This window comes from Gordonia sp. LUNF6, assembly GCF_047041125.1.
GTDB classification, from domain to species: Bacteria; Actinomycetota; Actinomycetes; order Mycobacteriales; family Mycobacteriaceae; genus Gordonia; species Gordonia sihwensis.
The window spans coordinates 572,326-585,241 of record NZ_CP178181.1; the positions used below are offsets into that span (position 1 = coordinate 572,326).

13 protein-coding genes are annotated in these 12,916 nt (G+C 69.0%); 8 read left to right on the forward strand and 5 right to left on the reverse strand.

What is annotated here, in order from left to right; genetic code table 11:
- Positions 1-86 precede the first annotated feature (86 nt).
- Positions 87-1,526, forward strand: a complete 1,440-nt coding sequence (locus ACK8HH_RS02670) for a DUF5933 domain-containing protein (RefSeq protein ID WP_412475521.1) — start codon at positions 87-89, stop codon at positions 1,524-1,526.
- Here ACK8HH_RS02670 and rarD read toward each other — a convergent pair.
- Positions 1,486-2,406, reverse strand: a complete 921-nt coding sequence (rarD, locus tag ACK8HH_RS02675; RefSeq protein ID WP_278126059.1) for an EamA family transporter RarD — start codon at positions 2,404-2,406, stop codon at positions 1,486-1,488. The two genes, ACK8HH_RS02670 and rarD, sit on opposite strands and share 41 nt — an antisense overlap.
- On the reverse strand, positions 2,403-3,149 hold the full coding sequence (locus ACK8HH_RS02680; protein WP_375002970.1) for a LamB/YcsF family protein: 747 nt from the start codon (positions 3,147-3,149) through the stop codon (positions 2,403-2,405). The genes rarD and ACK8HH_RS02680 overlap by 4 nt, the downstream gene beginning before the upstream one ends.
- A gap of 42 nt (positions 3,150-3,191) precedes the next feature.
- Between ACK8HH_RS02680 and ACK8HH_RS02685 the strand changes: the two genes are divergently transcribed.
- Positions 3,192-4,745: a carboxylesterase/lipase family protein gene (locus tag ACK8HH_RS02685; protein WP_006894277.1), complete on the forward strand. Its 1,554-nt coding sequence runs from the start codon at positions 3,192-3,194 to the stop codon at positions 4,743-4,745.
- Between the two features lie 11 nt (positions 4,746-4,756).
- Positions 4,757-5,212 carry a DUF2599 domain-containing protein gene (locus ACK8HH_RS02690; protein WP_375004170.1) on the forward strand — a complete coding sequence of 152 codons (456 nt, stop codon included), beginning with the start codon at positions 4,757-4,759 and terminating at the stop codon, positions 5,210-5,212.
- Between the two features lie 57 nt (positions 5,213-5,269).
- On the opposite strand, the gene ACK8HH_RS02695 is transcribed toward ACK8HH_RS02690, so the two are convergent.
- The 3 genes from ACK8HH_RS02695 to ACK8HH_RS02705 are packed head-to-tail and all read right to left on the reverse strand — an operon-like array spanning position 5,270 to position 7,856.
- Positions 5,270-6,133, reverse strand: coding sequence for a metal ABC transporter permease (locus ACK8HH_RS02695; protein ID WP_278126064.1), 864 nt, complete (start codon positions 6,131-6,133; stop codon positions 5,270-5,272).
- The gene (locus ACK8HH_RS02700; RefSeq protein WP_006894280.1) at positions 6,130-6,960 is read right to left on the reverse strand and encodes a metal ABC transporter ATP-binding protein; all 831 of its coding nucleotides are present in this window, start codon (positions 6,958-6,960) and stop codon (positions 6,130-6,132) included. Before ACK8HH_RS02700 ends, ACK8HH_RS02695 begins: the two co-directional genes overlap by 4 nt.
- Positions 6,957-7,856 (reverse strand): metal ABC transporter solute-binding protein, Zn/Mn family, encoded by a 900-nt coding sequence (locus ACK8HH_RS02705; RefSeq protein ID WP_412475522.1) that lies wholly within the window; start codon positions 7,854-7,856, stop codon positions 6,957-6,959. Before ACK8HH_RS02705 ends, ACK8HH_RS02700 begins: the two co-directional genes overlap by 4 nt.
- A 145-nt stretch (positions 7,857-8,001) precedes the next feature.
- On the opposite strand from ACK8HH_RS02705, the gene mshA reads away from it, so the two are divergent.
- The 5 genes from mshA (at position 8,002) to ACK8HH_RS02730 (ending at position 12,754) form a co-directional block, all read left to right on the forward strand.
- Positions 8,002-9,321, forward strand: a complete 1,320-nt coding sequence (gene mshA, locus ACK8HH_RS02710; protein WP_412475523.1) for a D-inositol-3-phosphate glycosyltransferase — start codon at positions 8,002-8,004, stop codon at positions 9,319-9,321.
- A complete protein-coding gene (locus ACK8HH_RS02715; RefSeq protein ID WP_006894284.1) occupies positions 9,318-9,905 on the forward strand; it encodes a YbjN domain-containing protein in 588 nt (195 codons plus the stop codon). Before mshA ends, ACK8HH_RS02715 begins: the two co-directional genes overlap by 4 nt.
- 85 nt (positions 9,906-9,990) lie before the next feature.
- Entirely contained in the window at positions 9,991-11,595 is a 1,605-nt protein-coding gene (locus ACK8HH_RS02720; protein ID WP_412475524.1) for an AMP-binding protein, read from the forward strand.
- A gap of 60 nt (positions 11,596-11,655) precedes the next feature.
- A complete protein-coding gene (locus ACK8HH_RS02725; RefSeq protein ID WP_006894287.1) occupies positions 11,656-12,399 on the forward strand; it encodes a phosphoglyceromutase in 744 nt (247 codons plus the stop codon).
- A 49-nt stretch (positions 12,400-12,448) separates the two neighbouring features.
- Entirely contained in the window at positions 12,449-12,754 is a 306-nt protein-coding gene (locus ACK8HH_RS02730) for a GNAT family N-acetyltransferase (RefSeq protein ID WP_006894288.1), read from the forward strand.
- The last annotated feature ends 162 nt before the right edge of the window (positions 12,755-12,916 follow it).

Sequence of the window (12,916 nt, forward strand, 5' to 3'; positions counted from 1 at the left end):
TGCGGGTCACGTCGTTCGTTCGGTTGAATGACGATTGCGTCACTCTGATTCCTACTGTTAAGTATTCGTTTACTAACGTGTAAGGAATGTTTGCTGAGGATTCCTTGCGGTCGATGTGGGCGCAGCTGCGTTCGGGGCGCCGTCTCGAGTTCTCGGGCCGTGTCTGGGCGCTCGTCGTCGGAATCCTGGTCGGGTTCGTCATCCTGATCGAGGTCGTCGCTCGGGTGAACCACCTGCGCGGACCGCTGGATCTCCTCGCCACCGATCTGGTGGGACGGCCGCAGATCGGTGAGATCAAGATCGCGGGCATGCTGCTCGCGCTCGTGTGCATGCCGTCGCGGATGCGACTGCCCGTGGTGGGCGCGGCCGTCGCACTCGAACTCGCCTGGAACACGCAGCGTCTGATCGTCGGCAACGCCCCGACCGTCGGGAACGGCATCCTGTTCGCGTTGATCGGCACGGCCGCCTTCGCGGGATGGCGACTGCACGGGCGCGAGCGGGCCGGAACTCTCAAGGCGGTGGGCCTCGGGCTGCTGTTGATCGTGATGGGTCGCGTCGGCGACGTGTGGCTGGTGCTGTCGAGCCGGGCCAACCCGAACGTGCTCGACGAATACGTCGAACTCGCCGACCGGGCCCTCGGCAGCCCGTCGTGGGCGATCGGCTCGGTGGTCTCCGGCACCCCGTGGCTCACCGAGGTCCTCAGCAAGGTCTACGTGTACCTACCGGTGGCCGCGGCGGTGATCGCCTTCTTCCAACTCCGCAACAGCGCCCGCGACGGCTTCCCGCGGCATCACATCGTGCGGACCTTCCTGCTGATCGGGCTGATCGGTCCGGTGATCTACTTCCTGTTCCCCGTCGTCGGCCCCACCTACGCCTTCGGTCATGAGCTGCTGGGCGCGGACTGGCAGGACGTGTGGCCGCAGCAGTTGCCGGTGATCGGCGATCCCGCGGCGCACTACTACAACCAGAGCGTGGCACGGAACTGCATGCCGAGCCTGCACACCGCATGGGCGATGTGCATCTTTCTGCACGGATGGCGGGGTCCGGTGCTGTCGAAGGTGTTCGGCACGTTCTGGTTGATCTGCACCACCGGCGCGACCCTCGGCTTCGGCTTCCACTACGCGATCGACGTCCTCGCCGGAGCGATCTTCACCCTCACGCTCGAGGCGGCGCTCACCCGCCCCGAACTGGGCTGGTCGCGTCACCGGCTCGCGGTGGTCGTCTTCGGCACCGCGGCCTTCTCCGGGCTGCTTCTGGCCACGCGGTACCTGGCCGTCGAGATGTCCGACAGCGGCGTGCTCGGCGGGCTCGCGCTGATCGCCACCGTGCTCGCGGTGGCGGCGGCCTTCCTCACCGTGGAGATGCACCCCGGTCGCGATCGGATCCCGGCCGGCGAGATCCCCGCCGAGGCCGGCCCGATGGTGCGGAGGGGACGCGAATGGGCCGCCGCGGCGCGGACCTGGGGAAGCGAGGCCTGGTCCTCGATCACGCGCGAGGCGAAGAAGGCCGGTTCCACCAAGCTCTGAGGACGCTGTCGGTCGCCAGCAGCGCCAGCGCCACCCACACGATCGCGAATCCGATCCAGCGTTCGGGCGGCAGGTGTTCGTCGAGGATCAGCACCGCGCACAGCAACTGCATGATCGGTGTGACGAACTGGATCAGCCCGACGGTCACCAGCGGGATGCGACGGGCGGCAGCGGCGAACAGCAGCAGCGGCACCGCGGTCGCGACGCCGGAGAACGCCAGCAGGCCGGTGTGCCCGACGCCGTCACCGAACGTGAGACCGGCCGGAGTGAATGCGACGACCACCAGGATGACGGCCGCGGCCGGCGCCAGTATCGCCGTCTCCAAGGTGAGTCCGTGAAGCGCGGGCAGAGTGTCGCCGACCTTCTTCTTGACCAGCCCGTACAGGGCGAACGACGCGGCCAGGGCCAGCGCCGTGGTCGGAAACACGCCCGCGGCGAAGGTGAGATAGCCGCCCGCGACCACGCCGACCGCCACCGCCGCCCATTGCAGTGGCCGCAGGCGTTCCCGCAGCAGCACCACGCCCAGGGCCACGGTGGCGATCGGATTCAGGAAGTAGCCGAGGGCGGCGTCGCTGGTGTGGCCGGAGGTGACAGCTGCGACGTACACGACCCAGTTGGTGGCGATGAGCAGGGCGGCGGCGGTGACGCCGGCGATCAGCCGGGGTCGTCGGCGCAGCGGCGCGATCCACGACCAGTCGCGCAGCACGGCGAGAATAGCGGCGCACAGCACGAGCGTCCACAGGATGCGGTTGGCGAGGATCTCCCACGGACCGGCCGGGAGCATCGCGTCGAACAGGATCGGGAACAGGCCCCACAGCGCGTAGGCGCCGAATCCCGCGGCCACCCCGCGGGCGCTGTCGGCGGGTACGGGGGTTCTCACCGAGCGCGCACGTCGACGCCGGCGCGTGTGAGCGCGGCGCGGACACGACGGGCGTGCTCCACCGCGCCGGGGGTGTCGCCGTGCAGGCACACCGAGTCGGCGACCACTTCCACCACCGTGCCGTCGATCGCCGTGATCCGTCCGGTCTCCGCCAGCTCGAGCACTCGCGCGGCCACCTCGGCCGGATCGGTGAGCAGGGCACCGGGCTCGGACCGGGGCACCAGCGTGCCCTCGGGGGTGTAGCCGCGATCGGCGAAGGCCTCGCGGATGACCGGCACGTCCGCTGAGCCGGCGATCCGTTCCACCTCCGATCCGGGCAGGCACATGAGGGGGAGGCCGGACGCGGCCGCCGCCTCGACGACGACGCCGGCCTGCGTCGTGTGATGCACCACCGCGTTGTAGAGCGCGCCGTGCGGCTTCACGTATTCCACGGTGGCGCCGACGGATTCGGTGAGCGCCCGCAGAGCGCCGATCTGATAGACGATGTCGGCGAACAGGTCGTCGGGGGCGAGGTCCATGAAACGGCGGCCGAACCCGGACAGGTCCGGGTAGGAGACCTGCGCGCCGATCCGCACGCCGGCGGCGGCCGCCTCGCGGCAGGTGGCCAACAGTTCGCGCGGAGTGCCTGCATGGAAGCCGCACGCGACGTTCGCGCTCGTCACCAGGGTGATCATCGCCGAGTCGTCGCCGACCCCCTCGCCGAGGTCGGCGTTCAGATCGATGACGCGAGAAGAGAGGCCCACGGTGTCAATGGTAATGACGACGCTCGGGTTAGGGTCGACGCCATGGCAGTAATGGACACTGTGGTTCAGACCCTCGACGGTGCGGTCGACGGCAAGCGCGGTCGCGGAGCGCGTCGCGGCACCATCTCATGGCGGGGCATCCCCTTCGCGGAGCCGCCCGTGCGGCAGCACCGGTGGCGGGCACCGCGCCCGGTGACACCCTGGCCGGGGGTACTCGAGTGCTACGACTACGGGGCCGCACCGATCCAGGACAAGCTCTTCACGGCGCGCGGGGCCGGTAAGTTCCAGCCGCGCAGCGAGGATTGTCTGACCCTGAACGTCTTCGCGCCGTCGACCGTCTCGGCTACGCCGCGCCCTGTGATGGTGTTCAACTACGGCGGTGCCTACATCCTCGGCGGCACGTCGACGCCGATCTACGACGGCGCGTACCTCGCTCGGGCGCGCGACGTGATCGTGGTGACGGTGAACTACCGCTACGGTCCGCTCGGATTCCTCGACTTCAGCGAGTACTCGACCGACGAGCGGCCGTTCGACGCCAACGTGGGGCTGCGCGACATGGTCGCCGGTCTGGAGTGGGTGCAGCGCAACATCTCCGCGTTCGGCGGGGATCCGTCGCGGGTGACGGTGTTCGGTGAGAGCGCGGGCGGGTCGGCGGTGCTCACGCTGCTGTCCACGCCGTCCGCGAAGGGATTGTTCTCGGGAGCAATCTCGCAGAGCCCTGCCCCGGACCTGATCGTCAGCAAGGACAATGCGCGACTGTTCGCCGACGAGTTCGTCCGGATACTGATCGATCCCACCCGGCGCAAGGGGCCCGAGCGCGACGAGCCGCCTCACGATCCGGCGCTGGTGGCACGCGTCCTCGGGGGCGCCACAGCGACCGAATTGCTGCGCGCGGGCAACAAGCTGATCGGCTTCACCCGCGGTGCCCGGCTCACCGACCCGATTCCCTTCGCCCCGGTGGTCGACGGCGACTATCTCCCGCAGCATCCGCTCGACGCGGCGCGCGACGGCAACACCATCTCGGTCCCGACCATCATCGGCAACAACAAAGACGAGGGCGAACTGTTCGCCCGGTTCTGGAACATCCTTCCCGACAGCGACCAGGCACTCGTGGGGCTCGGCGACACCGGCGACGCCGATCTGCTGCAGAACCTCTATCCGGTCAAGCGCCGCGATGTGATGATCGCTGCCGATGCGACGTTCTGGACCCCGACGATCCGGTTCGCCGGGTATCACAGTGACCACGCGCCCACGTACGTGTACCGCTTCGACTACGCGCCGCTGCTGCTGAAGGCCACCGGAATCGGTGCGACCCACGCGACTGAACTGCTGGCGGTGTTCGGCACGTACCGGGATCCGATCGGCGTCGGTCTCGCCGCCGCGGGCAGTTGGGGGTCGACGAAGCGGATCACCGCGACGATGCAGTCGATGTGGAGTTGGTTCGCGCGCACCGGCGTGCCCGCACCGGACTGGCCGCGCTATACGCGCGAGGATCGCAGGGTGATGGTGCTGGACGATCCGACGCGCGTGGAGATCGATCCCGACCGGGACCGCCGCGAGGCATGGGACCGAATTCATCTGGGGGAGCCTTCGTGAGACGTCCCGCGATGATCGCGGCGGTGACGTGCACCGCCGCGATCGCGCTCGCGGGATGTTCCGGCGGGAACGAGTCGGCGGTGTCGCCTTCGGACTCGACCCCGACCCGGGTCACGGCCTCGTCCTCGGTCACGAGCAGCGCCCCGACGCCGGTGCTTCCGCCGCCGTACATCGCGTCGGCCGATTGGGTGCAGACCGAAGTGGGACCGAGCCTGCAGATCGCCCCCACTCCCAACGGCCGGAGGGTGCAGTCGCCGACGGCGGGCGACGAGGCGTGGCGCGAGGTCCTTCGACTCGATCCGGGCGCGGACACCCCGGGGATGAAGGCGCAGTTCGACTGTCACTGGACGTTCGCCCGCATAGTCCAGCCGGACAAGCCGACCTGGAACATCGAACCGAACCGTCCCGTGGTGTCGCCCGAGGAGATGATCTCGAGCCGCTGCAATCCGGGCGGTCCGGAGGAGTAGGGGACCGAGGGTCCCAGGCCGGTCGAGCGAGTCGAGGAGCGTCGCTCGGCCGCCGCCTCAGTCGCGCGACCGCATCCCCACCACGCGGCAGACGAGGTAGATGGCGAACGAGATGGTGGTGACCATCACCGACACCGGGAGTTCGGGCGCGAGCGACAGGATGAGCCCGCCGATGGCGGAGACTCCGGCGAAGACGACCGACAGCACCACCACGACCGTCGGATTGGCCGACAGCCGGACCGCCGCTGCGGCCGGAGTGATCAGCAGGCTCATCACTAGCAGGGCGCCGATGATCTGCACGCCCTGCGCGGCCGCGAGACCGACCAGGATCGCGAACACCACCGACAGCAGCCGCACCGGGACGCCGGACGCCGCGGCGACCCGCGGATCCAGGCTGGCGAACATCAGCGGACGGTAGATGATCGCGTACACCACCACCACGACCGCCGCGGTCACCGCGACGGCGATCAGTCCGGTGCGTCCGACACTCGCCACCTGCCCGGCCAGCAGTGCGAAGCCGGTGCCGACCCGGCCGTAGAGGCTCAGGAACAGCACGCCGAGACCGAGGCCGAAGGCCATGACGGCACCGATCACCGAGTCCCGTTCCCTCGCGCGACGACCCAGGAGCCCGAACACCGCGGCCGCGAACACCGCGCCGATCACGCCGCCGATGTTCACCCCCACACCGGCGAGCAGCGCGGCGGCCGCACCGGTGAACGAGAGCTCTGCGGCACCGTGGACGGCGAAACTCATCTGCCGTGCGACGATCATCGGACCCAGCAGGCCACCGAGCAGCGCGAGCAACGCGATGGCGAGCACCGACTGCTGAACGAAGCCGCGGGAGAGCAGGTCTGCCGTCTGCGAGAAGTTCCAGAAGTTGCCGATGTCGGCGGCGAGCACGGTCGTCGTCGGCGCGATCACAGATCCTCCCCGGCGACCGCGAATCCGGCGTCGGTCCCGAGTACGTCGCCCGGATACTGATGAGCGACGCAGTGGTGATCGTCCTCGCCTCCGATCACCACGAGCCGCCCGCCGATCCGGAGCACCTCCACCGGGCTGCCGTACAGCTCGGTCAGGGTGCGCGTGTTCATCACCTCTTCGACGGCGCCGATGCGGAACGATCCGCCGGCCAGGTAGAGCACGCGGTCGACGAACGGCAGCACCGGATTGAGTTCGTGAGTGACGAACAGGACCGCGGTGTCATCACGCCGCCTCCGGGCGTCGAGCAGATCGACCACCACCCGCTGGCTCGCGAGATCGAGACTGGCGAGCGGCTCGTCGCACAGGAGGATGGCCGGGTCGCGGGTGAGCGCCTGCGCTATCCGGAGCCGTTGCTGCTCGCCGCCCGACAGCAGCCCCAGCGGCCGGTTCGCGAAGCCGGTGGCGCCGACCTGTCGGAGCGCCGAGTCGACGGCGGTGCGCCGGCGGGACATACCGCGCAGCCCGATGCCCCAAGCGGAGCCGTCGACGCCGAAACCGACCAGGTCGCGGCCGCGCAGCATCATGGTGTCGGAGTCCTCGGCGTGCTGCTGCGGCACGTATCCGAGACTGCCGTGTGCCGAGATGGTCCCGGTGGTGGGTACGGTCTGGCCGAGGATCGCGCGCAGCAGTGAGGTCTTGCCCGAACCGTTGGGGCCGAGGACGGCGATGAACTCGCCGGGCGCGATGTCGAGGTCGAGGCCGCGCCAGAGGACGCGGTCGCCGAACTGCAGTCCGACGTCGCGAAAGCTGAGTACCGCGTCGGTCATCCGTTCAACGCCTTCGCCAGCGCATCGATCTGACCGCGCTGCCACGCGATGTAGTCGGTCACGCCCTCGGGCAGGCTCTCGGTGAACTCGACCACTGGGATTCCCGCCTTGCGGGCGGTGTCGAGCACGGCCTGAGTGCTCGGGTCGACGGCCTGGCGGTTGTAGATCAGGACCTTGGCGCGGTGCTGGGTCAGCAGGTCGTCGAACTTCGCGCGGTCGGCGGCCGACGGCGACTGTCCCTGCTCGACGGCGTCGACGAAGCCCGGGGGAGCGATGTCGACCAGTCCGGCGTCGGTGAGGACGGCCGCGGCGAGCGGTTCGGTGGACGCCACCTCGGTGCCGTCGTGGTGCGCCTTGATGTCGGCCAGAGCGGCCCGCAGTCCATTGATCTGGCTGTTGAAGACGCCGGCGCGGTCGCGGTAGTAGGCGGCGTTGGCCGGGGCGATCTCGGCGAGCTCGTTCGCGATCGCGTTCGCGGTGTCGGCGACGGCGGCGAGGTCGTAGAAGACGTGCTCGTTGCCGCGGGTCTTGTCCGACCGCACGTCCGCGGCCACCACCTCGGCACCCTTCGCGTCGGCGGCCGCCTCCTCCATGAAGTGGTCGTAGTGGTCGCCGTTCATGACGATGAGGTTGGCGTCCTGGACGCGAGCGGTATCCGCACTCGACGGCTCGAACTCGTGGGGATCGCCGTCGGGCGAGGTGTACAGGGCGCTGACGTCGGCGTGTTCGCCGCCCACCGCGCTCGCGACGGAGGCCCACACGTCGGTGGACGCGACGACGACGGGTTTGTCGGTGGGCGCGGGACCGTCGTTGCCGCCGCACGCGGCGGTGGCGACGGCGATGAGGAGGGCGAGGGGCGCCAGGAGGGCGCGGCGCGCGGACCCGGTCTTCGTCATCGGGAGGTTCCTTTGGAAGATAATGAAAATCGTTACCGGGAAAGTGTATTACCGGGGTGCCGTTGATGTCGAAGCGATGCTCAAGTGCGCATGAGTCGCCGCCTGCGCATGTGTCGAGCGCGGCCGGCCGCATTAGGCTGGGGTCATGACCGCTGGCTCCGCCCCGAGACGTATCGCTCTGATCTCGGTGCACACCTCCCCGTTGGCGCAGCCGGGCACCGGTGACGCCGGAGGAATGAACGTCTACGTCTGGCAGACGGCCACCAGGCTGGCGCGCCGCGGTGTGGAGGTCGAGATCTTCACGCGTGCCACGTCGTCGGCGGACGCGCCGGTGGTCGCGGCCGCCCCCGGGGTCACCGTGCGCAATGTGGTCGCGGGTCCCTTCGACGGCCTCGACAAGCGTGACCTGCCGAGCCAGTTGTGCGCGTTCTCGGCGAACGTACTGCGGGCGGAGGCCGCCCAGGAGCCCGGCTACTACGACCTGATCCACTCCCACTACTGGCTCTCGGGCCAGGTCGGCTGGCTCGCGCGCGACCGCTGGGGAGTGCCGCTCGTGCACACCGCGCACACGCTCGCCGCGGTCAAGAACGCCTCGCTGGCGGTGGGGGACGCCGCCGAGCCGATGCTGCGTGTGGTCGGTGAGCAGCAGGTGGTCGACGAAGCGGACCGTCTCGTCGCGAACACCGCCACCGAGGTCGGCGAACTGGTCCAGATGTACGGCGCCGATCCCTCCCGCATCGACGTGGTGGTGCCCGGCGCCGATCTGGACCGCTACTCCCCGGGCGACCGAGCGGCCTCCCGCGCCGCGCTCGGGCTGGATCAGAACGATGTGCTCGTCACCTTCGTCGGCCGGATCCAGCCCTTGAAGGCGCCGGACGTCCTGGTCTCGGCGATGGCGCCGCTGATCGCGGGCGACTCCTCCGGGCGTCTGCGCGTGCTGGTGGTGGGCGGACCGTCGGGCAGCGGACTGGCCCAGCCGTCGGCACTCATGGACCTCACTCGGCAACTGGGAATCGCCGACCGCGTCGACTTCCTGCCGCCGCAGCCGCCGGAGCGGCTTGTGCACGTCTACCGGGCGTCCGATCTGGTGGCGGTGCCGAGCTACTCGGAGAGCTTCGGGCTGGTCGCGATCGAGGCGCAGGCGTGCGGAGTGCCGGTGATCGCCGCGCGCGTGGGCGGACTCGGCGTGGCGGTGGACGACGGCCGCACCGGTGTGCTGGTGGACGGTCACGACATCGGCGTCTGGACCGACCGCCTCGCCGAACTCGTCGCCGACCCGGATCGCCGCGCGGGAATGGGGCGGGCGGCAGCTCTGCATGCGCGGCAGTTCTCGTGGGAGCACACCACCGACGCGCTGCTGGAGAGTTACGACCGAGCGATCGCGGCGTTCGGCGGCGACGTTCGACGCGATGCCGGGCGATTCGGCTTGCGACGCTGGAGGAACCGATCGAGGGTGATGGTGTGAACGCAGACGAGACGGCCGCGGCCCTGAGCGCAGCTCTGGACGAGACCGGCATCGAGTACGTCCGGAAGTCGTCGGGCGGTGCGAAGTCCGAGCACTTCGTTCTCGAGCTTCCCGGAGAACGGAAGCTCAAGACCACGGTGCTGCTCACCGCCGGCGCGCACGGGGTCCGAGTGGAGGCCTTCGTCTGCCGCCGCGCGGACGAGAACCTCGAGGCCGTCTACCGGTATCTCCTCAAACGCAATCGCCGGCTCTACGGGGTGGCGTACACCCTCGACAACGTCGGCGACATCTACCTGGTGGGGCGGATCTCCGCGGAGGCGCTCTCGCGCACCGAGGTGGACCGGGTGCTCGGCCAGGTCCTCGAGGCCGCCGACGGCGACTTCAATCAGATCCTCGAGATCGGTTTCCTCACCTCGATCCGTCGCGAATGGGCCTGGCGCAAGGCCCGGGGCGAGTCGATGCGGAACCTCGCGGCCTTCGAGCATCTGATCGACGAGGACGATCTGCCGCAGATCGCGCCCCTCGACGATCCCGACGCGGAACCGGTGTGGTCGGTCGGCGACGCCGGAACAGCCCCGTCGTAGTGTCTCGAATGTCGGGTAGCGTGGGGACCTGACCAACACGACAATGCCCATTGTCGAATATCCCGTCATCTCCAGAAGGGTCACCATGAGCTTCGCATCGCCGTATCCCGACGTCGAGATCCCGAACGTCAGCGTCTACGACTACCTGTTCGGTGGACTCGAGGAGAACGACCTCGACCGGGTCGCGCTCATCGACTCGAAGTCGGGTGCGCAGACCACGTACCGGCAGTTGGTCGGACAGATCGACGCCGCGGCGGGTGCGATCGCGGCGCGCGGGCTCGGCGTCGGCGACGTGGTCGCGATCCTGTCGCCCAACATCCCGGCGTTCGCCACGGTGTTCCACGGCGTGCTCCGCTCCGGCGCGACCGCCACCACGCTCAACGCACTGTTCACCGCACCCGAGATCAAGAAGCAGCTCCTCGACTCCGAGGCGAAACTGCTCATCACCATCTCGCTGCTCGCACCGCCCGCGATCGAGGCGGCCCGCGAGGTGGGACTGGCGGACGACGCCGTGATCGTGCTCGACGGCGAGGGCCAGGCGGCCACCGGGCATCCGAACGCCGCCGAACTCCTGGGGGGAGGGCATCGCGCACCGGAGGTGAGCTTCGACCCGGCCACCCACATCGCGGTGCTGCCGTACAGCTCGGGCACCACCGGCAACCCCAAGGGCGTGATGCTCAGTCACCGCAACCTGGTCGCCAACGTCGCGCAGATCGAGCCGCTGCAGGGGATGAAGTCCGACGACGTGATCCTCGCCGTCCTCCCGTTCTTCCACATCTACGGCATGACGGTGCTCCTGAACGCCGCACTCAAGGCCCGGGCGAGCCTGTTCGTGATGCCGCGCTTCGACCTCGTCGAGTTCCTCGAGGGCATCCAGAAGCACAAGGTCACCTATGCCTTCATCGCGCCGCCCGTGGCCGTCGCGCTCGCCAAGCATCCGATCGTCGATCAGTACGATCTGTCGTCGCTGCACACCATGCTCTCCGGCGCGGCGCCGCTGGACGAGGAACTGGGTCGAGCTGTGGCCAAGCGTCTCGGCCTGCACATGCTGCAGGGCTTCGGCATGAGCGAGCTCTCGCCGGTGAGCCACCTGATCCCGTTCGACGGCGGTACGGGCACGCGCGGTGTCGAGGCACCGCTGTCGTCGGTCGGCTGGGCCGTACCGAACTCGGAGAACCGGATCGTCGATCCGGCCACCGGGGAGGACATCGACATCCCCGCCGACGGCGTGTCCGAGCCCGGTGAGCTGTGGGTCCGCGGACCCAACGTGATGGTCGGCTACCTCAACAACGAGGCGGCGACCGCCGAGACCATCGTCGAGGGCGGCTGGCTGCGCACCGGCGACATGGCGACGGTCGACTCGACCGGCTGCGTCACGATCGTCGACCGGCTCAAGGAGCTCATCAAGTACAAGGGTTATCAGGTTCCGCCGGCCGAGCTGGAGGCGCTGCTGCTGACGCATCCGAAGATCGCCGACGTCGCGGTGGTCGGCGCGCTCGACGCCGACGGCGAGGAGATCCCGAAGGCCTTCGTCGTGGTCGCCGAGGGCGCGGAGCTGACCGCGGACGAGGTCATGGCGTTCACCGCCGAACGCGTCGCGCCGTACAAGAAGGTCCGGGCCGTCGAGTTCATCTCGGCCGTCCCCAAGTCGGCCTCCGGCAAGATCCTCCGCAAGGATCTGCGGAAGTAGGCGGTCGGGGCGCGTCACTCGGTCGCTCGACCGCCGCGGCCGTATGGGAAACTATGCGGCATGAGCAACGGCACCCTGATCCTGATGCGACACGGCGAGAGCGAATGGAACGCGTCCAACCAGTTCACCGGCTGGGTCGACGTCGCCCTGACCGACAAGGGACGGGCGGAAGCCGTCCGTGCGGGAGAACTGCTGGTGGAACACGATCTGCTGCCCGACGTCCTGTACACGTCGCTGCTGCGCCGTGCCATCACCACCGCGCAGATCGCGCTCGACACCGCCGACCGTCACTGGATCCCGGTGGTCCGCGACTGGCGGCTCAACGAGCGTCACTACGGCGCGCTGCAGGGGCTCAACAAAGCGGAGACGAAGGCGAAGTACGGCGACGAGCAGTTCATGCTGTGGCGCCGCAGCTACGACACCCCGCCGCCCGCGATCGCGCCCGACAGCGAGTACAGCCAGGTCGGCGATCCGCGCTACGCCGGCATCGAGGTGCCCCTCACCGAGTGCCTTCAGGACGTGGTCGAGCGGCTGATCCCGTACTACACCGAGGCCATCGAGGCGGACCTGCGCGCCGGTAAGAACGTTCTGGTCGCCGCCCACGGCAACTCTCTGCGGGCTCTGGTGAAGCACCTGGACGGCATCTCGGACGCCGACATCGCCGGGCTGAACATCCCGACCGGCAACCCGCTGCGCTACGACCTCGGCGACGACCTCCGCCCGACCACCGCGGGCGGGGTGTACCTGGATCCCGAGGCCGCGGCCGCGGGTGCGGCAGCCGTTGCGGCGCAGGGCAATAAGTAGCCCGAATCCGCATGGCGCCGCCGGTGTGGCCTGCGCTACATTGGTACGTATGACTGACGGTACTCTAGAGGTCACCCATCTCTCGGTGCAGGAGCGCTACCGCGCCCATCTGACCGACGGAGACGGTGAACCGGTCGAGGTCGGGTACATCGACTACACGCAGGACGGTGATCGGCTCGCGCTGACCCACACCGTCGTCTACGAGCGCTTCGGCGGGCGCGGCTTCGCGGCCCAGTTGGTCAAACACGTTCTCGAGGACGTTCGCGCCAACGGGCAGCGGGTCGTGCCCGTCTGTTCGTATGTTCAGAAGTACGTCGAGAAGCACCCCGAGTACTCGGACATCGTCGTCTCCTGATCGTTAATCTCCCCGCAACCCAGGAGAACCCGGCGTGAACGAGCGCCGAAAACTGTTCGCCCAGGCTGCGAACACCCGTCGATCCGACGTAAGCTTCGGGATGTGTCCGGCGATCGGACACATTCTGTTCGAATGTCGTTGAGGCGAAGCAGGGAGTCGTGC